Source organism: Deefgea piscis, from assembly GCF_013284055.1.
In the GTDB taxonomy this organism is placed as follows: Bacteria; Pseudomonadota; Gammaproteobacteria; order Burkholderiales; family Chitinibacteraceae; genus Deefgea; species Deefgea piscis.
On record NZ_CP054143.1, the window covers coordinates 2,897,162 to 2,921,118 of the forward strand.

Here is a 23,957-nt window from a genome sequence, read left to right on the forward strand (position 1 = left end):
TACACACCAAAACACAGCAAACCCAGCACTAGCGCCGGCTTGAGTAAATGCGGCTACTTTACTTTACATAATATACATTATGCGAACATATGTAGCCGCAAACTGAAAAACATGACAAATATCAAATAACGTCACTCGGTAGACGTTTAATCTAGCGACATAGAAATTCATGCCGCAGCAAGCTATAGAGATTTTGTCCAACCAACAATGTTTATAGTTACGCTTATTTATCTGGCAAAGCTTTAGTGCCTAGTAAATAAAATCAGTGCATAATTTATAGAAATACCAACACCCACTGAAATATACGGAGATCCTAATGACTGTTACTAATGTACAAGAACTTGATGCACTGGTCGCTCGGGTTAAAAAAGCACAGCAATTGTTTGCCACTTATTCGCAAGAACAAGTCGATGAAATCTTCCGTGTTGCTGCCTTAGCCGCTGCCGATGCACGCTTACCACTATCCAAAATGGCAGTTGCCGAAACTGGCATGGGCATTGTTGAAGACAAAGTCATCAAGAATCACTTTGCTTCTGAATATATCTACAATGCTTACAAAGACGAAAAAACTTGCGGCATTCTGTCAGTGGATGATGCTTTCGGCACAATGACAATTGCTGAGCCAATCGGGATTATCTGCGGCATCGTACCAACGACCAACCCAACTTCAACCGCCATTTTCAAAGCCTTGATTTCTTTGAAAACCCGCAACGGTATCGTATTTAGCCCGCACCCACGTGCACGCAAATCAACTTGCGCTGCGGCACGTATCGTTCTAGAAGCAGCCATTGCTGCCGGCGCACCGCGCGACATCATCGGCTGGATTGACGAACCAACTGTTGAATTGTCAAATCACCTAATGAAGCACCCAGATTTGAACTTAATCTTGGCCACTGGTGGCCCAGGCATGGTTAAAGCGGCGTATAGCTCTGGCAAGCCTGCTATTGGTGTTGGCGCAGGCAATACCCCAGTTGTTATCGATGAAACTGCCGATATCAAACGCGCAGTTGCTTCAATCTTGATGTCAAAAACATTCGACAATGGCGTGGTTTGCGCTTCAGAACAGTCAGTTATCGTTGTAGACAGCATCTACGAACAAGTTAAAGAGCGCTTCAACCAAAACGGCGGCTACATCTTAAGCAAAAAAGAAACCGAAGCAGTTCGTAAAGTGATTTTGGTTAACGGCGGCCTAAACGCCAATATCGTTGGTCAATCTGCAATCAAGATCGCGGAAATGGCCGGCATTAAAGTACCGGTTTACACCAAAGTATTGATCGGTGAAGTGACTTCAGTTGGCGAAGAAGAAGAATTCGCTCACGAGAAGCTCTCCCCTACCTTGGCAATGTATCGTGCTAAAGACTTCTTTGATGCGGTATCTAAAGCTGAAGCACTGGTGGCTTTGGGTGGCATTGGCCACACTTCATCACTTTATACCGACCAAGATTTGCAAGCTGAACGCATCGCTTACTTTGGCGACAAAATGAAAACAGCCCGTATCTTGATTAATACGCCTTCTTCACAAGGTGGTATTGGTGACTTGTACAACTTTAAATTAGCGCCATCGCTAACTTTGGGTTGTGGTTCATGGGGCGGCAATTCGATCTCTGAAAACGTGGGCCCAAAACATTTACTCAACAAGAAAACTGTTGCGAAGCGAGCTGAAAACATGTTGTGGCACAAACTTCCAAAAAGCATTTACTTCCGTCGCGGCAGCTTGTCGATTGCACTTAAAGAGTTGGGTGGCAGCAAAAAACGCGCAGCCATCGTTACCGACCATTTCTTGTTCAATAACGGCATGTGCGATGAAACCATCCGCGTTCTAAAACAACAAGGTTTAGAAGTTGAAGTATTCCACGAAGTTGAAGCCGACCCAACCTTGGCCGTTGTTCGCAAAGGCGTGGCAATGCTCAATAGCTTCAAACCTGATGTAATTATTGCGCTCGGTGGCGGCTCGCCAATGGATGCTGCAAAAATCATGTGGGTTATGTACGAGCACCCAGAAGTTCATTTTGAAGATTTGGCGCTGCGCTTTATGGATATCCGTAAACGTATCTACACTTTCCCAAAAATGGGCATTAAAGCTGAATTGATTGCCATCCCAACCACTTCAGGCACTGGCTCAGAAGTAACACCATTTGCCGTGGTAACCGATGAAGTAACTGGCATGAAATACCCAATTGCCGATTACGAACTCACACCAAACATGGCCATCATCGATTCAAACTTGGTTATGAACATGCCAAAATCGTTGACTGCTTTTGGTGGTATTGATGCAGTAACCCACGCACTTGAAGCCTATGTATCGGTATTGGCGAACGAGTTCTCTGATCCGCACGCCCTGCAAGCGCTCAAATTACTTAAGCAATACCTGCCATCGTCATACATCAATGGCGCGAACGATCCCAAAGCACGTGAACAAGTTCACAATGCAGCAACGATCGCCGGCATGTCGTTTGCCAATGCATTCTTGGGTGTTTGTCACTCAATGGCGCACAAATTGGGTGCTGAATTCCATCTGGCGCACGGCTTAGCCAACGCCCTATTGATCAGCAACGTGATTCGTTACAATGCAGTCGATATTCCGACTAAACAAACTGCATTTAGCCAATACGATCGCCCACAAGCTAAATGCCGTTATGCCGATATCGCTGAGCATTTAGGTCTGGCTGGCAAAAACGACGACCAAAAAGTGGAGAGCTTGATTGCTTGGGTTGATGAACTCAAACAAGTATTAAACATCCCAATGTCGATCAAAGATGCGGGCGTTAACGAAGCTGACTTTATGGCCCGTGTTGACCGCATTGCTGAAGAAGCGTTTGATGACCAATGTACCGGCGCCAACCCACGCTTCCCATTGATTAGCGAATTGAAACAACTCCTAATCGACAGCTACTACGGCCGCGCATACAAAGAAACATACGGCGTAGTCGCTGAAGCCAAAGCCAGCAAATAAAAAATAATTTGCCTTAACCCCAAAAAGCCCGCAAAAGCGGGCTTTTTGCTGTCGGAGGATTGTGCATCAACATGGTAAACTGCCCACCCACACCAAAAAACCGGTCGCTTGTGCATGTATGAATTATTAATTGGCCTTCGCTACACCCGCGCCAAGCGGCGCAATGGCTTTATTTCGTTTATTTCTTTGGTTTCAATTCTCGGGATTGCCCTTGGCGTTGCCGCGCTCATTATTGTTTTGTCGGTAATGAATGGATTTCAAGAAGAAGTACGCAATCGCATGCTCGGCATGACCTCGCACATTACGATCTCTAGCCCCGACAATAGCCTGCAAGACTGGCATGCGGCAGCAAAAATCAGTGCGCAAAATCCACACGTCAAAGGCGCAGCACCCTATGTAATGGGCCAAGGTTTATTCACCAATGGTAGCCAAGTCAAAGGGGTTTTGGTGCGCGGCATCAACCCTGAGCTCGAGCCCAAAGTCAGCGAATTGGCGGACAAAATCGTCAGCGGTCGGCTAGACACCCTGCAACAAGGGCAATTTAATGTGGTTCTAGGCTGGGCCCTAGCGCAAGAGCTCGGCGTGGGCGTGGGCGACAAAGTCACCCTCATCACCCCACAAGGGCAAGTCACTCCGGCCGGACTACTCCCGCGCATGCGGCAGTTTACCGTCGGCGGCATTTTTAAAGCGGACTACTACCCGTATGACGCCAATTTGGCGATGATTCATCTGGTCGACGCGCAAAAACTATATCGCACCGGCGATGCAGTCAGCGGCGTACGCCTCAAGATTGACGACTTATTTAAAGCCCGTGAAGTCGCTCGAGAAATCAATCGCACCTTGCCTGAGCTGATTGTTGCCGACTGGAGCCAAGAAAACCCAACGTATTTTCGCGCCGTTGAAATCGAAAAACGCATGATGTTTATTATCTTGACGCTCATTGTCGCTGTCGCTGCGTTTAATCTGGTGTCAACCCTGGTGATGCTGGTGACTGACAAACAAGCGGACATTGCCATCTTACGAACACTGGGCGCGTCGCCGGCTTCGATTATGAAAATATTTTTAGTTAATGGTGCGATTTCCGGCTTTATCGGCACTGCGGCTGGCGTCGCGGGTGGCGTATTGGTCGCCGCCAATATTGGCACCATCGTCCCCTTTATTGAAAAAATCATCGGCGCGCAAATTCTTTCTGCCGACGTGTATTTGATCACCGAGTTGCCATCTAAAATCATCGCCAACGATGTGATCAGCATCGGCGTCATTTCATTGTTATTGGCGCTATTGGCAACGCTTTACCCAAGCTGGCGTGCATCGCGAGTTAATCCAGCGGAGGCGCTACGCTATGAGTAATCCAATTCTTTCAGCAAAAAACCTAAGCAAAACCTATCAATCGGGTCAGCTGCAAACGCCAGTATTAAGTGCGGTGAATTTCGAACTGAATCGCGGTGAAATCGTGGCCATTGTTGGTGCTTCGGGCTCCGGCAAATCCACCCTACTACACAGCCTTGGTGCGCTCGACTCCCCTACCAGTGGCGAAGTTCGCCTACTGGAACAAGATCCATTTTTGCTCAATGAAACTGAGCGCGGCTTATTGCGCAATCATCAACTGGGTTTTGTATATCAGTTCCATCATTTATTGCCCGAGTTTACCGCCGCCGAAAATGTGGCCATGCCGTTATTTATTCGCCGAATGAACAAGGTCGCCGCCCTAGCGCAAGCGCAAGCCATGCTCGACAAAGTCGGCCTTGGCCATCGTGGGCACCACAAGCCGAGCGAACTTTCGGGCGGCGAGCGCCAACGCGCCGCCATTGCGCGAGCGCTGGTGACCCAGCCCGCCTGCGTATTGGCTGACGAACCGACCGGCAATTTAGACCGCAAAAATGCCGGCGTGGTGTTTGACTTAATGCTGGAATTGGCTCGAGAGAGTGGCACTGGCTTTGTGATCGTGACGCACGACACTGAATTGGCCGCGCGCTGTGATCGCTCACTGCGTTTAGACTTTGGGGTATTAAGCTAGCAACAGCGAAAGACAATGCTTTGCAGTAAATACCCATTATTATTGTGATTAAGAAGGAAAACAAATGACTCAATTTGATTTATTGGCTGACCTAGAACAGCGCGGCCTCATTGCCCAACAAACCGACGCTGTTGCACTTGGCAAACTCATGAGCGAACAAGCCATTACTCTGTATTGTGGCTTTGACCCAACCGCAGACAGTCTGCACATTGGTAGCTTGGTGCCTATTTTGGTGCTTAAGCGCTTCCAACAAGCTGGCCACAAACCAATCGCACTGGTTGGCGGCGCCACCGGCATGATTGGCGACCCCTCATTTAAAGCGGCTGAGCGCAAACTTAATACACTGGACGTTATCGAAGGCTGGGTCGGTAAAATCCGCAACCAAGTCTCTCCATTCTTAAGTTTTGAAGGCAATAACGCCGCCATTATGGCCAACAATCATGACTGGTACGCCAAGATGGACATTTTGGCGTTCTTGCGCGACATCGGCAAACACTTCTCTGTTAACAATATGATTAACAAAGAATCAGTAAAACAACGAATTAACCGCGACGGCGACGGCATTTCTTTTACTGAATTTACCTACAGCCTATTGCAAGGTTACGATTTTGTTGTATTGAACGAGCAATACGGTTGCCAATTGCAAATCGGCGGCTCTGATCAATGGGGTAATATCACAGCCGGCACGGATTTGACGCGCCGCATGCGCCAACAATCGGTACATGGCTTAACAATGCCATTGGTCACCAAGTCTGACGGCACTAAATTTGGCAAAACTGAAAGCGGCACCATTTGGCTGGACCGCAAGAAAACCTCACCGTACAAGTTCTACCAATTTTGGCTTTCGACTGCCGATGCCGACGTATACAAATTCCTGCGCTACTTCACATTCTTGAGTGTGAGTGAGATTGCCGCAATTGAAGCCGCCGATTTGGCTTCAGGTAAAAAACCAGAAGCCCAACGCATCTTGGCCGAACAAGTCACTGAACTCGTACACGGCAAAGACGCGGTGATCGCGGCTGAGCGCATTAGCCAAAGTCTGTTTGCTGAAGACCAAAACGCCCTCACCGAACTTGATTTTGAACAACTGGCACTGGATGGCTTGCCAACATTCGAGCTGGCGCGCGACGCCAATGGCTTGATTGATGTCTTGGCCGCTACTGAGCTTGCCACCTCAAAAAGCCAAGCACGTGGCTTTATTGAAAGCGGCGCAGCGATTGTTAATGGCGCCAAAATCACTGATTTAACCGCGACAATCACCGAAGCCGATTACAAATTTGGCCGTTACACCCTACTTCGTCGCGGCAAGAAAAATCATGCGTTGGTGGTTTGGCAGTAAACCAAAGGTATTTCGCTGCAGCCATAGTCATTCATACCCTGCAGTTCAATACGTAACAAAAAGCCCGGCATTTATGTCGGGCTTTTTTATGCCATCTAAGGCCACATAGTGCGTGCAACTACTAACTTGCCGCCCTACGACGCATCAATACAAGAACCGACCAGTCATATCAGCCAAATTTGTTTCCGCCAGAATCTGTGCGATTTTTTCTCGGGCTTGTTTGCGCGGGGCATCTTTGCTTTGGCTGGCGATAATGAGCTCGTTTTTCATTGAGTGCTCCCAACCGACCAGTTCGGTCACTGTCACTTGATAGCCATTGGCTTGTAGCTGCAGGCAGCGCAGCACATTGGTGAGTTGACTACCAAATTCGCGAGTATGAATGGGGTGGCGCCACATTTCCGCCAGCGGCGTACTCGCTAAGGCTTTGCTTTTGTGTTTACGCAGCACACTGGCGACTTCAGCTTGGCAACACGGCACCAACACCATGTGGCGAGCGTTTTTTTCTAGGCCAAATTTAATGGCATCGTCAGTTGCGGTATCACAAGCGTGCAACGCAGTCACGATGTCGATTTGCGCTGGCATTTCTTTGGCGCTGGCGGCATTTTCTACCAACATATCCAAAAAAGTCATGCGTTCAAACCCACAAAGCTGGGCCAGTTCGCGCGATTTTTGCACTAATTCAGAGCGAAATTCCGTGCCGTAAATATGGCCTGCCGGTTTATCTTTAAAAAACAAATCATAAATAATAAAACCCAAGTAAGACTTGCCTGCGCCATGATCAACCAAAGTGACATTTTCATGATCAGCCAGCGTTGATTTTAGCAAGGGCTCAATAAAGTTAAACAAGTGGTAAACCTGTTTAAGCTTACGTCGACTATCTTGGTTTAGCTTGCCATCGCGAGTGAGAATATGCAGCGCTTTTAATAGCTCAATCGATTGGCCAGCGCGAATTTCTGGAATGGCGTTCATATCAAATCCTATCTAAGTAATTCTTTGGGTATTGCCCCATCTGTAAGGTATTTAAAAGCCTTGTTACAGATACATATCATTCAAATTCAAGCACCAGTGTGACTATTTACACTTACTAGAAGTGCCACTAGACGCAATTCGTTTCGATGCTACAGTAGCGAACTAAAAATTGACTTCGGTGTCTGTTTAGTGACGGCTTTTATCGGGCTTTTAAAAACCCACCGTCAATCGCTACAAAAACGGGCATGAGCTTTATGGCTCAACAACGAGTTATATCAATCATGATCGGCACGCCTTAGCGCGCCATGCGGTTTGGATTAGGAACTATATGAAACGGATTTTACCGCAATCATTCACCAAGGTGCGCGCCACTAGTGCGCTTTCGACGCAAGCATCTTGGCAAAAAAGACATTTAGCATGGTTGACAGCAGCCGTGTTTTTACCCCTAAGCTTGATGGTCACCGCTTACGGCGTGGTTGAGTACGGCCCGAGTGAGCCGGTTAATGTGCGCCAAGTCACACAACAGCTCATTACCCCCACGATTGTCTCAGCACAAAGTGACACCCCATTCTGGCGTGAAGAAATCATTCAAACCGGCGACGGGCTGGGTAAATTGTTTAATAAGCTATCGATCAACGACAACCAAGCATGGGAATTTATTCGCACCGACCCCAGTGCCAAAGTGTTGTACGAGCTGTCTGCTGGGCGTTTGATTCGCGCGCAAACCACGCCTGACGGCCGTTTATTACAAATGAGCTACCTCAACAAGGCCGGCAATTTGATTCAAGTGATTCGCGATGGCGAGCAACTGCGCACTCAAATCGCCCCCGCCGTTACCGAGAAATACACGCAGCAAAAATCCGGCACCATTAGCAGCTCTTTTTATGGTGCAACCGACGCGATCGGCCTACCCGATGAAGTCGCCCAGCAATTGATCGAAGCATTTGAGCAAAAAGTCGACTTCCATAACAGCCTGAAAGCGGGAGATCATTTTTCGGTCATTTACGAAGTTGAAAAAAGTGGCGGCGAAGATTTACGCACCGGGCGGATTTTAGCCGCGCAATTTACCAATAACGGCCAAAAGCACGAGATTTACTGGTTTGCCGGCGCGGGAATTGAAGGCGCTTATTTTGATCAAAATGGTGAAACCTCAGGGCAAAGCTTTTTGTCTTCCCCAGTAAAATTCTCACGGATTAGCTCAGGATTTTCTCGCCGTTTCCATCCGGTATTGTTTAAATGGAAATCACACAAAGGCGTAGATTACGCCGCACCAACTGGCACGCCCATTTACAGTGCGGCCGACGGCGTAGTAACGCGAGTGACTCGCGATGCTGGCTACGGTAAATTTATCGAGATAAAGCATGGCGACCAATACAGCACGCTGTATGCGCATTTATCGGCTTTTGCCAAAGGGCTAAAACCCGGACAAAGCATTAAAAAAGGTGAAGTGATTGGCGCAGTAGGCCGCACCGGCCGCGTCACTGGGCCACATTTGCATTACGAATTCAAAGTCAAAGGCACGCAAGTTAATCCTTTAACCTTGAAGCTACCCAATAGCAAACCACTCAATGCGACACAATTGGCGCAATTTAAACCACAAATGCTGCGCACAAAGCAACAATTGGCGCTGCTGAGCAAGGTAGAATTGGCCAAATTGGATTAATTCACAGGATGTAGCGGCAATGGCGCAGAGTAATCTCTATATTGGGCTCATGACAGGTACGAGCTTGGATGGTATCGATGCAGTGATCGTCGACATGCAAGACAGCACGCCACGATTGATCGCCAGCTTGGGGGCGCCATTGCCACCACAACTGCGCGCGCAATTATTGCAACTGCAAAGCGCGTCGCACGATGAAATCCACTTGGCGCAACTCGCCGCTAACGCCCATAGCCTGGCCTGTGCTGCGGTAGTGGCGACGCTACTCGAGAAAGCCCAACTCAAGCCCAACGCCATTATGGCCATTGGCAATCACGGCCAAACCATTCGTCATCGCCCTGAGCTGGGGTATACACTGCAAATCGGCAACCATGCACTGCTTGCTGAGCATACTGGCATTACCGTGGTCGGTGATTTTCGTTCTCGGGATGTAGCAGCGGGCGGGCAAGGTGCACCGCTAGTTCCCGCATTTCACCAAGCGGTTTTTGCTAGCCCAAATCAAAATCGGATAATTCTGAATATTGGCGGCATCGCCAATTTAAGCTGGCTAGGTCAAGACCAGCGCATTACTGGCTTTGATAGTGGCCCGGGCAATGTATTGATGGACCTGTGGATTCACCAGCACCGAGGGGCGAATTATGATGCCGATGGCGCTTGGGCTGCCAGCGGTCAAATTTTGCCCGATCTACTGGCAGACATGCTCACCGAGCCATTTTTTGCGCAACCTGCTCCAAAAAGCACGGGGCGTGATTTATTTCACCAGACTTGGCTAGATCAGCATTTGGTCGGACGGAACGATAAAGCTGCAGACGTGCAAGCGACTTTATGCGCCCTGACCGCCAACAGCATCAGCCAAGCCATTTTAAGCCAAGGCACGCCAGATGAAGTATTAGTCTGTGGTGGTGGCGCACATAATCAGCAGTTGATGCATCTATTGACCCAGCAACTCTCTTGCCCAGTCAGCAGCACCGCCAGCGTTGGCATTCATCCAGACTGGGTGGAAGCTTTTGCATTTGCATGGCTGGCCGAGCGCTGCATAACCCGCGCCAGTGCTAATCTACCTGCGGTTACCGGCGCACAAGGCTCGCGCATTTTAGGCGCCATCTGGCCAAACTAAGCGCAGCAAAATCAATACTCGTTACACCCTAGCAATCAACCTCAAACACAGCCACTGACCGAATATGAGCATTCAAATCGAAAAATCACTCCATCCACAATTACAGCACGCCATTCAACGCTATTGCCGAGAAGAGCTCGACACCGACATTGGCGAGCTGCAAGCGACTTTGGTGCTGGATTTTGTACTGCGCGAAATTGGCCCACACATCTACAACCAAGCGATTCGCGACGCGCAAAACCATCTTGCGCAACAAGTGGAGTCGCTGCCTGAGCACTGTTTTGAAGTCGCCACTGGCTATTGGAACAAAAAACCCCAACGCTGATGGGTATATTAATCCAGCGCTTAGCCAATAAGCGCCAGAATTAAATACCTACCATGCAATCACATCAATCCATCAATTGTTGCTGCAAAAAAACCAAGGTACGACTGAGCTCTTGAGCGGTTTCTAGCGCCGAATAACCGTGCTGATGGCCGCCTTGCGCTTTTTCAAAAAACAGCACCTGATGTCCTTGCTCAAGCAATTTGGCCGCCATCTTCCTCGCGTGCGCCGGATGAACGCGATCATCACAGCTGGCACAGCTTAGCAATACGGCAGGATAAGTTTGCTCGCTGGCGGGGGCGACATGCTGGTACGGCGAATACGCCGCCAAAACAGCACCTTGCTCGGCAATCGCTGGGTCACCATACTCGGCCAACCAACTGGCGCCCGCCCCTAGCTCGGGGTAGCGCAGCATATCGAGCAAAGGTGCCTCACAAACGACAGCTTTAAATAATTCAGGGCGCTGAGTCAGGCAAGCCCCGACCAATAAACCACCATGACTCCCGCCTTGAATCGCCAATCGGCGCGGAGATGTCAGCCCTTGCGCGATCAAGTCTTCAGCAATGGCAATAAAGTCATCAAAACTCACTTGCCGCGCAGCGCCTTGCGCCGCTTGATGCCAAGCGGGGCCAAATTCACCACCGCCACGAATATTGGCCACAACAAAAGCCCCGCCTTTAGCCAACCATTGCGGACCCAGATTATCGACGTAATACGGCAACAAAGACTGCGCAAACCCACCGTAACCATACAGAAGGGTTGGTGTTTGCCCATCCAAAACCAAAGATTGATGATGCACGATAAAGTACGGAATCGGCGTGCCATCTTTGGCACGAGCAAAGCGTTGCTGTTGAATAAAATGCTGGCTATCAAAAGCCGGCAGTTGTTGGCGTAGTATTTCTGGCGTCTGTTGGCCGAGTAAATCGTAACGGTACAGCGTGGCTGGGTGCAAAAAATCGCTGTAGTTGAAATACAAAACATCAGTTTGCCAAGGCTGATCCACAAACTCGATCACGCCGCCATCAGGCAATAAATTGGGTTGCTGCTGCCACGCCCCTTGTTGCCAAACAAAGCCAAGCACCCGACTTTTAACGCAATCGAGCATCGCCACCACGATGCCGCTCAATGTGGCCTCAATGGTCTGAATGCTTTGCTGCGCGTCAGGTGCAATCAGCAACTGAATTCGCCCCAGTTTTGCGGTTTTTGCATCGCACGCCACCGCCAGCAATGCGCCGGATGGGTAATCCTGCCCTTGTCGCGACCAATTGCTGGCCAATTTAACGATTAAATCACCATGGCTATACGCCAAAACATCACAACGTAACGGCAGCGGCAAATGCTGCAGTTGCAAGTCATCATCCAAATGGTAATAGGCTTTTTGGTCTAGGCTGTGCGCGGCTTCGATCACATCAAATGCGGTCAGGTTGCCGTCTAGAAAACGCCATGCCTGCGCCCTGAGTGATGTTTCTGGTAGCACCACCAAATTAGCGGCGCCATCCCAGTCTTGCCCGCGCTGTAGTAACCATACCTCACACGGCAAGCCCGCTTGCGTCAGTTGGCTTTCATCCCATGCTGGCGCAACAAAAACACTATTGGCGTCTCGCCAATGAATGACATTTTTGCCAAAAGGAAAATGAAAGCCGTTTGCAACAAAACCTTGCTGCTCTACATCATATTCACGACAAACATGCCCGTCTGACCCACTCACACTCAAGCTAATAAGGCACAAATTAGCTTGCAAAATGCAGTGCGAAATCCCCGCCAGCTGCCATTCAACCCCTTCATCTGCCGCCAATTGGTCTAAGTCAAAAACAATGTGCCATTGCGGGTCGGGGCTTTGGTACGACGCCAATGTCGTGCGGCGATAAACGCCGCGCGGCCGGGTGCTGCCTTGGTAAAAGTGATACAGCCAGTCACCATGCTGGGCAAAGTACGGGATTTGCTGTTGGCTTTGGCTAAATTGCAAGATTTGCTCAGTCATTAGCGCAAATCTTGGATCAGCATCCATTGCCGCACGGCAGCGTTGATTTTGCGCCGCAATCCAGCTTTGTGCTTGGTCGTGGTCTTCAAGAAAAAGAAAAGGATCTGAGTGTGGCATAGGCGACTACTTAACGTGAAGCGCGACAATATACGCCAATGGCGTTAGCTTTCAACGCAAAAAAGCCACGAGCAGGCTCGTGGCTTTTTAAAACGCCAACTAATTACTTGGCTTTGAAGCTGTACAGTACTGTTTTGCCTGCCTCAACCGAACCGCTCGCCACACTTTCTAGTGCTTGGAACTGATCGGCATTGGACAAAATCACTGGACTAATGATCGACGCAGCATGGGCTGCTAAATAATCAAGATCCAATTCCAAAACTGGGTCGCCCGCTTTAACACGTGCGCCTTGCTGTGCCAGACGAGTAAAACCTTGCCCGCCTAACTTCACTGTTTCGATCCCGATATGCACGATCAATTCAGCGCCTGAATCAGTCACCAATGCAAAGGCGTGATTGGTATTGAAAATCTTCACCAATTCACCATCACAAGGCGCGACAACGATTTTACCTGTAGGGCGAATGGCAACACCTTCACCAACCGCTTTACTAGCAAATGCTGCATCAGGCACTTCTTCGATCGCAATCACTTCACCACTAATCGGTGCCAAGAGGATCGTTTCATTGCTATTTACTACGGGTGCTACGCTCGCCGCTGCTGGTGCAGCAGCAGGCGCAACTTCCATTACTTTTTTGCTGAAGACGCCAACTGAATCCGCAAAGCATCAGCAATCAATTCAGCTTTAGGGCCAACAATGATTTGTACACTTTGTTTGTTCAATTTAATCACGCCACTGGCACCCAAGCTTTTTGCTGCAGCTTCGTTCACCAAGTCAGCGTCAACCACTGACAAACGCAAACGAGTGATACATGCATCAACGTTGGTTACATTGCTCGCGCCACCAACCACAGTCACATACGCCATGGCCAATTCGGCAGTGCTACCAGAGGCAACGGCAGCAGAAGCAGCTGCAGATTCTGGTGTTGCGATTTCTTCGATGATTTCGTCTTCACGACCTGGTGTTTTCAAGTTCATCGCAGTGATCGCTGCACGGAAAGCGAAGTAGTACACCGCAAAGAATACAGCGCCTTGACCTAACAACATAAACCAGTCTTTGGCCAATGGGTTGCGCGAAGACAAGACCATATCCACCAAACCAGCACTAAAGCCAAAACCAGCAATCCATTGCATGCTTGCAGCGATGTAAACCGATACACCTGTCAAGAACGCGTGCAATACATACAATACAGGTGCTACGAACATGAATGAGAATTCAAGCGGTTCAGTCACACCGGTAAAGAATGAAGCAAAACCAGCGGCGATCATGATTGATGCAACGCGTGCTTTGTTTTCAGGTTTTGCAGTGTGGTAAATCGCCAATGCAGCGCCTGGCAAGCCAAACATCATGATTGGGAAGAAACCAGCTTGGTAGATACCAGTCACACCGATAACTGCTTTGCCTTCAGCGATAGATTTAGCACCGCCCAAGAAGTTAGGGATATCGTTAATACCGGCAACGTCAAACCAAAACACTGAGTTCAGGGCGTGATGCAAGCCAACTGGAATCAACAGACGGTTAAAGAAGGCATAGATACCAGCACCTGTAGGGCCCATATCTTTAATGCTCATACCGAAGTTAACCAAGCCGTTGTAAATCACTGGCCAAATCGCCATCAAGATAAAGGCAACAACAATCATCACAAACGAAGTGATGATTGGCACACAACGACGGCCACTAAAGAAGGCCAAGGCTTTGTGCAACTCAACTTGGCTAAAGCGGTTGTAAATTTCAGCCGCGATCACACCCGTTAAGATACCGATAAATTGGTTATTGATTTTACCAAAAGCGACAGGCACGTCTTTGAGTGCAATGCCTTCGATTTGCGATACCGCGCCTGGCGACAATAGTGTCGTCAAAACGTAGTAACCCACCAAACCGGCCAGTGCCGCAGCACCGTCTTTATCTTTTGACATACCGTATGCAACACCGACTGCGAACAAGATCGACATATTGTCGATGATCGCAGCACCGGCCTTGATCAAAAAGGCTGCAGTGGCGCTATCCGCACCCCAGCCGTTTGGATCAAGCCAGTAACCGATACCCATCATAATTGCGGCGGCTGGCAAAGTAGCCACCGGCACCATCAGCGCACGGCCGATTTTTTGTAAATAACCTAAAATATTCACGACGCATCCCCTTTTTTACATGTTCACCAAAATGGTGATCTGCACCATGACTGCATGCAGTGTTATTCGCTCGTAGAAGAAACAGCTGAACTTATTCATGCCCTTTGTATTTAGCAATCAACCGCAGATTGAAAATACGCAGTACTGAACCCACTTCTATAACAAGACTTGATCCTTTTGATGTCATTACGGCCTGACACTTTGTGGTTCACCTTGCTATTGGCTCAGCGTTTATTTGCATGAATGGTTTCGATCTTTGTCGATACTTTTTCCAGAACAACCAAAACCCAAACTCATTCTCTGCTACAAGTTTTCCCATATTGTTGAGTTTGCTCAACAAGCTCAATGGCATTTGCAACTTCTTAAACATTTGTTACATTAAATTACATATAAAGATGTAATTTAAGGCAAATAAAATTCCAACAGCATCAAAAACGCCAATATTTCATGCTTTGAATGGAATAAGTCGGTTTCGTGAGTGAATTGCTTCGGTTAGAATGATTCCCTTTTGCTCACTGGTAAAATTTGCTCATGCTCACAGGAAGCCTAGTTGCATTAGTCACTCCGATGGATGCGGATGGTCAAATCAATTTCTCAGCGCTTAGAAAGCTGGTCGATTGGCATATTGAACAAGGCACCGACGGTTTAGTGGCCGTTGGCACAACAGGAGAGTCACCTACTGTCTCAGTGGATGAACATATTGAGATTGTTAAAGTGGTCGTCGAACAAGCGGCGGGCCGTGTTCCTGTCATTGCGGGCACCGGAGCGAATTCAACCCGCGAAGCCATTCACCTCTCACAACGTGCGTTGTCAGTTGGTGCCAACTACGGTCTAAGCGTGGTCCCTTATTACAACAAACCATCACAGCATGGTTTGTATTTACACTTTAAAGCCATCGCAGAAAACACCGCCTTGCCAACCCTGCTGTATAACGTGCCAGGGCGCACGGTGTGTGACTTATCGAACGATACTGCACTGCAATTGGCGCAATTGCCCAATATCGTTGGGATTAAAGACGCGACTGGCAATATGGAGCGAGCCGCAGATTTAATGCTGCGTGCGCCAAAAGATTTTGCCTTTTATAGCGGCGACGATGCGTCAACACTGCCCTTTATTTTGCTGGGCGGGCACGGCACAATTTCAGTGACCGCCAATGTGGCACCGAAAGCCATGCATGAAATGTGTGCGGCGGCATTAAACGGCGACATTCAAACCGCAAAAAGCATTAATGATCGTTTGCAAGGTCTACATAAACACTTATTTATCGAAGCCAATCCGATCCCAGTTAAGTGGGCACTAGAAACAATGGGCCGGGTTCCAGAAGGGATTCGTCTACCATTAACTCGCCTTACAGAGAGTGCTCAGGGTATAGTGCGCCAAGCGCTTATTCAGGCCGGTGCTTTATAACTTTGTGTCGTCCACATTTATGGATACAAACATGCAGCAAAAGAAATTAGCTTTATATCTATCAAGTGCATTCATGATTGGCAGCCTAATGGGTTGCTCAACCGATCAACTTCTCATGCAAAGCAAAGTTGATTACCGTGGTGGCAGCGATAATTTAGCGAAAAACGCGCTCGAAGTACCGCCCGATCTAACTGCGGTGAGTGTAAATGCTAACTATGCGGTTCCGAAGAGCGCCGTTTTGGCCAATGAAGCGCAAGCGCAGAAAACCAGCGGCAACAACGGTAGCGTGCTGCCGGTCTATGAAAACGCCAAGATCATGCAAGCCAACGGCGCACGCTGGCTGGTGGTTAAGGGTGACCCGGCTAAAATTTGGCCTGAATTGCGTGAGTTTTGGCTCAGCAATGGCTTTTTGCTCACACAAGACAATGAGCAAACTGGGGTTATGGAAACGGATTGGCTAGAGAATCGCGCCGCTTTGCCGGGCGACTTTGTCACCAATTTATTACGTAAAGTGGCCGATGGTTTCATCTCTACGGGTGAGCTCGATCGTTACCGCACGCGCATCGAACGCGGCACTGAGCCAGGTACGGTTGAAATTTATGTCACACATCGCGGTATGCGTGAAGTGTTTGCCGATGGCTCAGAAGAAGCTAAAGTCTCTGCCGCTGGCGGCGGCGGCAAAACCATCTGGACGCCACGTCCTTCAGATCCTGAATTAGACGCTGAAATGCTTAAATTGATGTTGCAGCAATTTGGCATGAGCAAAGAACAAGCCACGACGGCGATGCAAACAGCAACCACGATTCCATCACGTGCTGCGCTCAACCCTGCGGGCAATCAACTCGAACTTAAAGATACTTACGATCGCGCTTGGCGCCGTGTTGGCCTAGCCTTTGATCGAATTGGTTATACCGTAGAAGATCGCAATCGCAATGAAGGCACATTTATTGTGCAACGTGCTGCTGCGAATATTTCGAAAGAAAAAGAAACCGATTACCTAGGTAGCTTGGCATTTTGGCGTAGCAAAGAAAATCCAAAAGAAACACCGATGCAGCAATATCAAGTTCAGTTAAAACAAGAGCTAGATCGCACTCGTATCACGGCAAAACCACTCAATGGTGGCGCAAACGATGCAAACAGCAAACAAATCTTGCAAGACTTGCTGCAGCAATTGAAATAAACGCCAATACACACTGTGCGCTATTGCGATAGCACACTGTGTGTAACCATAAAAAAATCGACCCGAAGGTCGATTTTTTTATGCGTCAAACCGAATTATTTTGCCGCGTGAGCAACAGTTTTTGCGCTGGTTTCTACTGCAGCAACAGTGGCATCAGTGAGGTTAGTCACAATGCGTTGGCTGGTTTTATTGATGGCATCGTAAGCGCTGCTTGCACTCTCAACCGCTTTTTTCATTGCCGCAACTGCTGGGCTAGCCGCTGGCGTTTGTGCTACAGCTTTGTCCAAGCTAGACACTAGATTTTTGTTGAATTCAAGTACTTGCTCTTCAACTAATTTATTCAATTCAGCTTGAGTGCTGCTAGCTGCTTCATAAACGGTACGAGCAACAGCAATGCTTTTCTCAACATTAGGTTGCGCCAAGCCTTTTTGTAATTCAACCAATTCTTGAACCGACTTAACACCCGACAAAGCTTTTGCTGTTTTTGCGTTTTCAGTCAACAAATCACGTGCAATACCCATTTGCAATTGGAACAAACGCTCAGCACCGCTCAAAGCGATATTAGTTAAACGTAAAGATTTTTCTAGTTGGGCTTGGCCAAGATCAGCAAACTGTTGTTGAGTATTAAACATGTAGAATCTCCAAATGGTTGAATTGTGCACTGCATCAATGGTCATTTTTAGCTTGCGGCCATCGAATGTCAAGTTTTATTTGTGCAGCGCACCATTAACCACTGAGTTGCTTTTGTTTGATGGCCAAAATCGCCTGATTGCGCAGCGTTTTTAGTAAATTAAGCTGCTCTGGCGCAATGACTAAAGATTGTGCCTGACATTTGTCTGCGTAAAACAAACCAATGGTTTTTTTATCTAGCACCAAAGGAAATACAATCAAAGTTTGCGCTGGCACGAGCGCTCGATACCAAGCAGGAATCCGATCAGTAATATTCTTGGCATTAATATCCTCAACTAGCACATCCGCTTGCTGCGCGATCACCCATTGAAATACGTCGAGCACCGGCTCTAATTTAAATTGAAACTGCGGCAAAATCCGTTCAATTTCCGTACCAAATCCAAATCGTGCCACCATCCCTGCTGACTTGATGTCTCGCGTACAAAATAAAACCCGCTCAAAACCCACACTGCGATACATGGTTTCTAAGATCATTCGCAGCACATCGTTTAATTTAAACTCTCCCACCATGGTATTGGTGATGTCTTGCACCCCAGCGGCTAAGCTGGCGGCGGCGTTAGGCGTTGATGCCGGCTCTTGCAAACGAATTGCGGCCGCTTGCATGCCATCGACTTCTACGCCCTCGGTAGGTATATCGCCGTGCATCACGAGTTTCTTAATGCTGCGGGCAAATACACTACCTTGAATATCGACCCCCAGAATCGACAAATAAGACAAATATTGCTGTGCCGCAGATCGCAGCACCTCATGATAAGCAGCCTCTTTGAAAGCAACTGCTCCGGCATAGCGCTGAGCTACTTGCTGTAAATGCGTCGTTGACGCCTTGCCCGACATACCGACCAAGGGCAATAAATCAGAAGATAAATTAGCAAATACGCGTAAACGGTCTGCTTGATTTTGGGGAACATGCCGCACGCTTGGCAATTCACGTAGGCTTTGGGTGATCCGCTCCGGGAAATGCCATGTGTGCATCACCAAAGCGGCGAGCTCTCGATAGGTAATGCCTAGCACAGCTTCGGCCGCCACCGACTCGCTTTCTTGATTTTGTTGTTCTCGTTTATTGATTTCTAAGCTTTCTTCATGAAAATAATACAAAGTCAGCAACCGACCCAAATGCTGAAATACGCCGCAAATAAGTAACTCCTCAACATCGCGCCAAGCACTTTTTACACCCAACTCGCGGGCTAAAATACCGCCAAAAAAGCTTTGCAATACCGCCTCACGCAAACGCTCGGCCTGCCCTTTGTTTTGCATGTGTTCAAACAGCAAAATCGTAATGGCTAAATTGCGAACGGTATCAAAACCTAAAATCACAATGGCCCGCGAAATCGTACTAATCGAACCACCAAATTGACCATAAGTGGCCGAATTGACCATTTTGAGTAATTTATTGGTTAAAGAAAAATCCTGCAAAATCACGCTCGATAGATTTTGCAAACGCTCACCTTCAACATCATTGAGCTTATTAATGGCACTAATGGTTTGCGACAGCGATGGAAAGTCGGCGGTATGGCGCATTCGCCGCAACAAAAAATCAAAGGTACTATTACGCTGCGCTGCATGAGCGTGCTGACCCTCGCTACTGAGTAGCCATGCCGAGAGTGCCGTTTGCAATGCGCCAATATCGGCATAAGCAGGCTGTTCGCCCTCGCACAGCGCCATCATCAACAAATGATTTAATTGCGGATCAATCGCCACATCGTGCGTTGATGACAACATCCCGCTCGCAATGGCTGTTAGCACCTCTGGCAGCGCATCCGGCGTTAAATACTGACCACTTAACAGCTGATATAACATCAAACCATAAGCAAAAACCACCGCCGATTGACTATCAACCTGACGACCGATCGCTTCAGATAGCAAAGCAGCGTCACCATTTAAAATCCCTGGGCTGATGGTAAAATCCATTAGCTTAACTTGGCCACTGGCGTTTAAAAAAACGTTATGCAATACACTGCCTTGTACCGTCACCCCTAATTGCGCCGCAGCGCCAACGCCGTCCAATACACACAGCATCCATTGCACTGCAACGACGGGCGACACTGGACCCGTCGATTGCAAATATTCAACCATGGTTTGCCCTTCAATCCACTCAAAGACCACGCAAGGATGCCCTTGATCCACTAAAATCTCGTACAGGCTCACCATATTGGGATGATTGAATTGACTTAAAATTTGTGCTGATTGAAGTTGCTCGATGGCGTGACTATGCAGCACCTTTAAAGCCACACGTCGCTGCTGCTGTGTATCGTTAACTAAATACACCAAGCCCTGCTGGCCCTGCCCTAATTTTTTTTCAACGATAAAGCGGCCATTGGCAAAGCTTTTCATTTCTGGCTTCCTTTTTTTCTCTATTCAATATAGTCTGCGGCCTGAAAAAAATGCAGCTCCCGATTGATATGTCATTTATTTGCCGTGTTTTCACGCTGTTGTCTGCATATCAGCAAGACGATACTTAAAACCCTGACTACACCACTTTCGGTATCACGCATTAACGACGTAATGGATTAACAGGTTAAATTGAATGAGTTCGATTGAAATTATTGGCTTTGTAATTAGTTTACTCGCGATTTATTTAGCGACACGCCAGCACCGTTTTACTTGGCCTTTGCAAATCATCGCCAGCTTGTTATATGTGTATTTATTTTTAAATGCGCATTTATATGGCGAAAGCCTATTGCAATTGGTGTATGCCGGCATTGCTGCTTATGGCTTTTATCATTGGCGCAATCAAACCCAAAACGATGATGTCAAAATCGAGCGCTTAAGTCGTAAAGAATGGCTGTATATTAATGCCGCCGGCATTGTGTTGCTGTTGCTGGTGGCGCAATTTCAAGTGCAATTTCTGCCTACTGACGTGCCATATTTGGATTCCAGCGTGTTTATTTTTGGATTAATTGCCCAATGGATGCAAGCTCGTAAAAAAATAGAAAACTGGATTTATTGGATTGTGCTCGACTTAATTTCTGCTGGTATCTATTGGTATAAAGATTTGCAGCTTACTGCCGTGCTGTATCTTATTTTGACTGTTTTGGCGCTAACAGGCTGGCTAACTTGGCGCAAAAAGCTGCGATGAAAATCGCCATCGTTGGACCTGAATCTTGCGGCAAGTCAACACTTGGCATGGCCTTGGCGACGCATTTTCAATGCGGCTATGTTGCTGAATATGCGAGAGAATATTTTGCAACACACCCCCATCAACATTACAGCATCAACGATGTCATTCGCATTGCACAACTGCAATTTCAACAAGAAACCGCGACAGCCAGCCAGTACGCACATTTGATCTGTGATACCTCGCCATTGGTGTGCCGAATTTGGAGCGAAGTGAAATTTGGCCACTGCCCGGCAGATATTGAGCAATTAGAATTGGCCTCACGCTATGACGGCATCTTACTCTGTGCGCCGGATTTGCCATGGCAAGCCGACCCCTTGCGAGAAAACCCCACTGATCGCAATGCAATCTTTGAGCGCTATGCACAACGCTTACAAATAGGCAGTACGCCATTTCGAGTTGTAACCGGACTGGGCGCCCAAAGATTCACTTGTGCACAACAACAAATAAGCACAATGGGTATCGAACTGTAGCCTTTGATGCATAAAAGCTACCGGAATATACTGCATTAAATAGTTGGTATTTTGCACAGGGCGTAGATTGGCTGAGTTGACGATGTGCGGCAATCGCCACATCAGTGCTATTTTTTGCCTTAAACAAGCATTTCTTGTGCACTTTATGACCCAGCGCAGAACTTTTTTACCCCATCTTAGTCATGATGAATGCCGTCTCTAAAATGCAGAGCGGTGGATTTTACCTGCGACACCCGCTAGAATAGTCCGCCTTTGTTTGGCTTACACACTGGAAACCATATGTTGATTGCACCTGCTTTCGCTAATGCTGCTGCGCCAGGCGCAGAAGCAAGCTTTATGTCATTTTTGCCAATGATCGCTATTTTTGCGATTTTCTGGTTTTTAATGATTCGCCCACAACAGAAAAAAGCAAAAGAACTTCGTGCCATGCTCGAAGCACTGCAAAAAAATGACGAAGTCATCACCACCGGTGGCGTCGTAGGCAAAATCGTTAAATTAAACGACCAATTTGTTACGCTTGAATTGTCAGACAATGTTGAGATCTTAGTTCAGCGTGCGGCCATCGGTCAGCGCCTGGAAAAAGGCACCCTAAAAAACAATAAATAATCAATGATACGGCAGCCCTGCTGCCGTATTTGTTGGGGCCCAAGCATGAACCGCTATCCTCTCTGGAAGTACCTTCTTATTGTTGCGTCGATTCTGATTGCAGCGATTTACACGATTCCTAATTTCTACGGTGAAAGCCCTGCGCTACAAATCTCTAGCGCCCGCGCAACGATTAAAGTCAGCGATGCCATGGTGGCACGCGCTGATACGATTCTAAAGGCCATCGGCGTCACTCCGGTTGACAGCTATTTCGAAGGCACTTCAGTTAAAGTTCGCTTTAAAGATACCGACACCCAACTCAAAGCCAAAGATGCAATCCAAGCGGCCTTGGGCGACGACTATATCGTGGCGTTAAATTTAATTTCAGACACGCCAGTTTGGCTCACCAAACTGCATGCCAAACCGATGGTACTGGGTCTGGATTTACGCGGTGGTGTGCATTTCTTGCTTGAAGTGGACATGAAAGCGGCAGTAGATAAAGCCCTTGAAAAAACCGCCGGCGACGTTCGCCGCGAACTCAAAGACAAAAAAATCCGTTACGGCAAAGTGAGCCGAGAGCGTGATCGCGTTGAAGTACAACTGCGCGACGAAGCAACACTTAAAGCCGCTAATTTCGCGGTGCGTAAAATCTTGGGCAATCTAAAAGTTCAAGACGTTGCCGAAAATGGCACCTACAAACTCGTCATCACCTATCCAGCTGCCGAGATTACCAAGCTTAAAAATGACGCCGTTTTACAAAACATCACCACGCTACACAATCGGGTGAATGAATTGGGCGTTGCCGAGCCGGTGATCCAACAGCAAGGCGAAGGCCGTATTGTCGTGCAATTGCCTGGTGTACAAGACACCGCCAAAGCCAAAGATATTCTTGGCCGCACCGCCACCCTCGAAGTACGCATGGTCGCGGATGATCAAGCGCTGCTGACTGAAGCCATTAATGGCAATGTACCAGCAGGTTACGAGCTAATGAGTGAGCGCCGTGCTGATGGTCGTAATGTGCCAATCTTGTTGAAAAAAGAAGTTGAACTCACCGGTGAAAACATCAACGACGCACAAGCGGGCTTTGATGACAAAAACGAACCTGCAGTTCATCTAGGCTTAGACTCAACTGGCGCAGCGATTTTCAAAGTATTAACGCGCGATAACGTTGGCAAACGCGTGGCAATGATCTTGGTTGAAAAAGGCAAAGGCGAAGTGGTTACTGCGCCAGTAGTTCGTGGAGAAATTGGTGGTGGTCGCGTGCAGATTTCTGGCTCGATGGGCGTTGCCGAAGCCAATGACACCGCGCTACTGCTTCGCGCCGGTTCGCTTGCGGCACCAATGAACATCGTTGAAGAACGCACCATCGGCCCATCATTGGGTAAAGAAAACATCAGCAAGGGCTTTAACTCAACCTTGTATGGCTTCTTGGCGATTGCGGTATTTATGATGTTCTATTACCGCGTATTTGGTGTGGTCTCAACCCTTGCACTGGGTGCCAACTTGTTATTCTTGCTGGCATTGCTGTCGTTACTGGGCGTTACACTGACATTACCGGGGATTGCGGCGATTGCCTTGACCCTGGGGATGGCGATTGATGCCAACGTACTGATTAATGAACGGGTACGTGAAGAGTTACGCAATGGCGCAACACCGCAATTGGCAATCAAAAACGGTTATGACCATGCGTTTGCGACCATTTTGGATTCGAATATCACCACCTTGATCGCTGGTTTGGCGCTATTGATTTTTGGTTCGGGCGCGATCCGTGGTTTTGCTTGGGTGCATTGCATCGGGATTTTGACTTCAATGTATAGCGCAGTCTTTGTATCACGCGCCATGATCAACCTCATCTACGGCAACCGTCGTGTGAACACGTTAGCAGTTTAAGGCGGGAGCGAAAAA

At 48.1% G+C, this 23,957-nt stretch carries 19 protein-coding genes; 13 read left to right on the top strand and 6 right to left on the bottom strand.

What is annotated here, in order from left to right; genetic code table 11:
* Positions 1–316 precede the first annotated feature (316 nt).
* The 4 genes from adhE (at position 317) to tyrS (ending at position 6,309) form a co-directional block, all read left to right on the top strand.
* On the top strand, positions 317–2,953 hold the full coding sequence (adhE, locus tag HQN60_RS13585; RefSeq protein ID WP_173534161.1) for a bifunctional acetaldehyde-CoA/alcohol dehydrogenase: 2,637 nt from the start codon (positions 317–319) through the stop codon (positions 2,951–2,953).
* A gap of 108 nt (positions 2,954–3,061) precedes the next feature.
* Positions 3,062–4,303: a lipoprotein-releasing ABC transporter permease subunit gene (locus tag HQN60_RS13590; RefSeq protein WP_373281530.1), complete on the top strand. Its 1,242-nt coding sequence runs from the start codon at positions 3,062–3,064 to the stop codon at positions 4,301–4,303.
* Positions 4,296–4,970: a lipoprotein-releasing ABC transporter ATP-binding protein LolD gene (gene lolD / locus HQN60_RS13595; protein WP_173534163.1), complete on the top strand. Its 675-nt coding sequence runs from the start codon at positions 4,296–4,298 to the stop codon at positions 4,968–4,970. Before HQN60_RS13590 ends, lolD begins: the two co-directional genes overlap by 8 nt.
* Before the next feature lie 64 nt (positions 4,971–5,034).
* The gene (tyrS, locus tag HQN60_RS13600) at positions 5,035–6,309 is read left to right on the top strand and encodes a tyrosine--tRNA ligase (RefSeq protein ID WP_173534164.1); all 1,275 of its coding nucleotides are present in this window, start codon (positions 5,035–5,037) and stop codon (positions 6,307–6,309) included.
* Positions 6,310–6,453: 144 nt separating this feature from the next.
* On the opposite strand, the gene HQN60_RS13605 is transcribed toward tyrS, so the two are convergent.
* On the bottom strand, positions 6,454–7,278 hold the full coding sequence (locus HQN60_RS13605) for a class I SAM-dependent methyltransferase (protein ID WP_173534165.1): 825 nt from the start codon (positions 7,276–7,278) through the stop codon (positions 6,454–6,456).
* Positions 7,279–7,606: 328 nt separating this feature from the next.
* Between HQN60_RS13605 and HQN60_RS13610 the strand changes: the two genes are divergently transcribed.
* The 3 genes from HQN60_RS13610 to HQN60_RS13620 all read left to right on the top strand — a co-directional run bounded on the left by HQN60_RS13610 (position 7,607) and on the right by HQN60_RS13620 (position 10,380).
* Positions 7,607–8,941, top strand: coding sequence for a M23 family metallopeptidase (locus tag HQN60_RS13610; protein WP_173534166.1), 1,335 nt, complete (start codon positions 7,607–7,609; stop codon positions 8,939–8,941).
* Between the two features lie 19 nt (positions 8,942–8,960).
* Complete coding sequence (locus HQN60_RS13615; RefSeq protein ID WP_173534167.1) at positions 8,961–10,055, top strand: anhydro-N-acetylmuramic acid kinase; 1,095 nt, start codon at positions 8,961–8,963, stop codon at positions 10,053–10,055.
* A gap of 64 nt (positions 10,056–10,119) precedes the next feature.
* On the top strand, positions 10,120–10,380 hold the full coding sequence (locus HQN60_RS13620) for a DUF2164 domain-containing protein (protein WP_173534168.1): 261 nt from the start codon (positions 10,120–10,122) through the stop codon (positions 10,378–10,380).
* 64 nt (positions 10,381–10,444) lie between these two features.
* Here the strand turns inward: HQN60_RS13620 and HQN60_RS13625 are convergent, their stop codons facing one another.
* From HQN60_RS13625 to nagE, 3 genes are all read right to left on the bottom strand, one after another.
* The gene (locus HQN60_RS13625) at positions 10,445–12,475 is read right to left on the bottom strand and encodes a prolyl oligopeptidase family serine peptidase (RefSeq protein ID WP_173534169.1); all 2,031 of its coding nucleotides are present in this window, start codon (positions 12,473–12,475) and stop codon (positions 10,445–10,447) included.
* 103 nt (positions 12,476–12,578) lie between these two features.
* Positions 12,579–13,100, bottom strand: a complete 522-nt coding sequence (locus tag HQN60_RS13630; protein ID WP_173534170.1) for a PTS sugar transporter subunit IIA — start codon at positions 13,098–13,100, stop codon at positions 12,579–12,581.
* On the bottom strand, positions 13,100–14,602 hold the full coding sequence (gene nagE / locus HQN60_RS13635) for an N-acetylglucosamine-specific PTS transporter subunit IIBC (protein ID WP_173534171.1): 1,503 nt from the start codon (positions 14,600–14,602) through the stop codon (positions 13,100–13,102). The genes HQN60_RS13630 and nagE overlap by 1 nt, the downstream gene beginning before the upstream one ends.
* Positions 14,603–15,133: 531 nt before the next feature.
* Here nagE and dapA point away from each other — a divergent pair.
* The gene (gene dapA, locus HQN60_RS13640) at positions 15,134–16,009 is read left to right on the top strand and encodes a 4-hydroxy-tetrahydrodipicolinate synthase (protein ID WP_173534172.1); all 876 of its coding nucleotides are present in this window, start codon (positions 15,134–15,136) and stop codon (positions 16,007–16,009) included.
* Positions 16,010–16,040: 31 nt separating this feature from the next.
* Positions 16,041–17,189 (top strand): NlpB/DapX family lipoprotein, encoded by a 1,149-nt coding sequence (bamC, locus tag HQN60_RS13645; RefSeq protein WP_173534173.1) that lies wholly within the window; start codon positions 16,041–16,043, stop codon positions 17,187–17,189.
* 95 nt (positions 17,190–17,284) lie between these two features.
* On the opposite strand, the gene HQN60_RS13650 is transcribed toward bamC, so the two are convergent.
* Together HQN60_RS13650 and HQN60_RS13655 are read right to left on the bottom strand one after the other, a co-directional pair.
* Positions 17,285–17,821, bottom strand: coding sequence for a phasin family protein (locus HQN60_RS13650; protein WP_173534174.1), 537 nt, complete (start codon positions 17,819–17,821; stop codon positions 17,285–17,287).
* Between the two features lie 94 nt (positions 17,822–17,915).
* Positions 17,916–20,210: an HDOD domain-containing protein gene (locus HQN60_RS13655; RefSeq protein WP_173534175.1), complete on the bottom strand. Its 2,295-nt coding sequence runs from the start codon at positions 20,208–20,210 to the stop codon at positions 17,916–17,918.
* A gap of 193 nt (positions 20,211–20,403) precedes the next feature.
* Here HQN60_RS13655 and pnuC point away from each other — a divergent pair, with 193 nt between their 5' ends.
* The 4 genes from pnuC to secD all read left to right on the top strand — a co-directional run bounded on the left by pnuC (position 20,404) and on the right by secD (position 23,942).
* Positions 20,404–20,955, top strand: a complete 552-nt coding sequence (gene pnuC / locus HQN60_RS13660) for a nicotinamide riboside transporter PnuC (protein WP_173534176.1) — start codon at positions 20,404–20,406, stop codon at positions 20,953–20,955.
* Positions 20,952–21,467, top strand: coding sequence for an AAA family ATPase (locus HQN60_RS13665; protein ID WP_173534177.1), 516 nt, complete (start codon positions 20,952–20,954; stop codon positions 21,465–21,467). The genes pnuC and HQN60_RS13665 overlap by 4 nt, the downstream gene beginning before the upstream one ends.
* Before the next feature lie 279 nt (positions 21,468–21,746).
* Positions 21,747–22,073: a preprotein translocase subunit YajC gene (gene yajC / locus HQN60_RS13670; protein ID WP_173534178.1), complete on the top strand. Its 327-nt coding sequence runs from the start codon at positions 21,747–21,749 to the stop codon at positions 22,071–22,073.
* A gap of 45 nt (positions 22,074–22,118) precedes the next feature.
* Positions 22,119–23,942: a protein translocase subunit SecD gene (secD, locus tag HQN60_RS13675; RefSeq protein ID WP_173534179.1), complete on the top strand. Its 1,824-nt coding sequence runs from the start codon at positions 22,119–22,121 to the stop codon at positions 23,940–23,942.
* Positions 23,943–23,957 lie beyond the last annotated feature (15 nt).

What these genes read in the sequence shown, in the direction of transcription:
- adhE (WP_173534161.1), top strand. Translation starts at nt 317, where the DNA reads ATGACTGTTACTAATGTACAAGAACTTGATGCACTGGTCGCTCGGGTT.
- lolD (WP_173534163.1), top strand. Translation starts at nt 4,296, where the DNA reads ATGAGTAATCCAATTCTTTCAGCAAAAAACCTAAGCAAAACCTATCAA.
- tyrS (WP_173534164.1), top strand. Translation starts at nt 5,035, where the DNA reads ATGACTCAATTTGATTTATTGGCTGACCTAGAACAGCGCGGCCTCATT.
- HQN60_RS13605 (WP_173534165.1), bottom strand. Translation starts at nt 7,278, where the DNA reads ATGAACGCCATTCCAGAAATTCGCGCTGGCCAATCGATTGAGCTATTA.
- HQN60_RS13610 (WP_173534166.1), top strand. Translation starts at nt 7,607, where the DNA reads ATGAAACGGATTTTACCGCAATCATTCACCAAGGTGCGCGCCACTAGT.
- HQN60_RS13615 (WP_173534167.1), top strand. Translation starts at nt 8,961, where the DNA reads ATGGCGCAGAGTAATCTCTATATTGGGCTCATGACAGGTACGAGCTTG.
- HQN60_RS13620 (WP_173534168.1), top strand. Translation starts at nt 10,120, where the DNA reads ATGAGCATTCAAATCGAAAAATCACTCCATCCACAATTACAGCACGCC.
- HQN60_RS13625 (WP_173534169.1), bottom strand. Translation starts at nt 12,475, where the DNA reads ATGCCACACTCAGATCCTTTTCTTTTTCTTGAAGACCACGACCAAGCA.
- HQN60_RS13630 (WP_173534170.1), bottom strand. Translation starts at nt 13,100, where the DNA reads ATGGAAGTTGCGCCTGCTGCTGCACCAGCAGCGGCGAGCGTAGCACCC.
- dapA (WP_173534172.1), top strand. Translation starts at nt 15,134, where the DNA reads ATGCTCACAGGAAGCCTAGTTGCATTAGTCACTCCGATGGATGCGGAT.
- bamC (WP_173534173.1), top strand. Translation starts at nt 16,041, where the DNA reads ATGCAGCAAAAGAAATTAGCTTTATATCTATCAAGTGCATTCATGATT.
- HQN60_RS13650 (WP_173534174.1), bottom strand. Translation starts at nt 17,821, where the DNA reads ATGTTTAATACTCAACAACAGTTTGCTGATCTTGGCCAAGCCCAACTA.
- HQN60_RS13655 (WP_173534175.1), bottom strand. Translation starts at nt 20,210, where the DNA reads ATGAAAAGCTTTGCCAATGGCCGCTTTATCGTTGAAAAAAAATTAGGG.
- pnuC (WP_173534176.1), top strand. Translation starts at nt 20,404, where the DNA reads ATGAGTTCGATTGAAATTATTGGCTTTGTAATTAGTTTACTCGCGATT.
- HQN60_RS13665 (WP_173534177.1), top strand. Translation starts at nt 20,952, where the DNA reads ATGAAAATCGCCATCGTTGGACCTGAATCTTGCGGCAAGTCAACACTT.
- yajC (WP_173534178.1), top strand. Translation starts at nt 21,747, where the DNA reads ATGTTGATTGCACCTGCTTTCGCTAATGCTGCTGCGCCAGGCGCAGAA.
- secD (WP_173534179.1), top strand. Translation starts at nt 22,119, where the DNA reads ATGAACCGCTATCCTCTCTGGAAGTACCTTCTTATTGTTGCGTCGATT.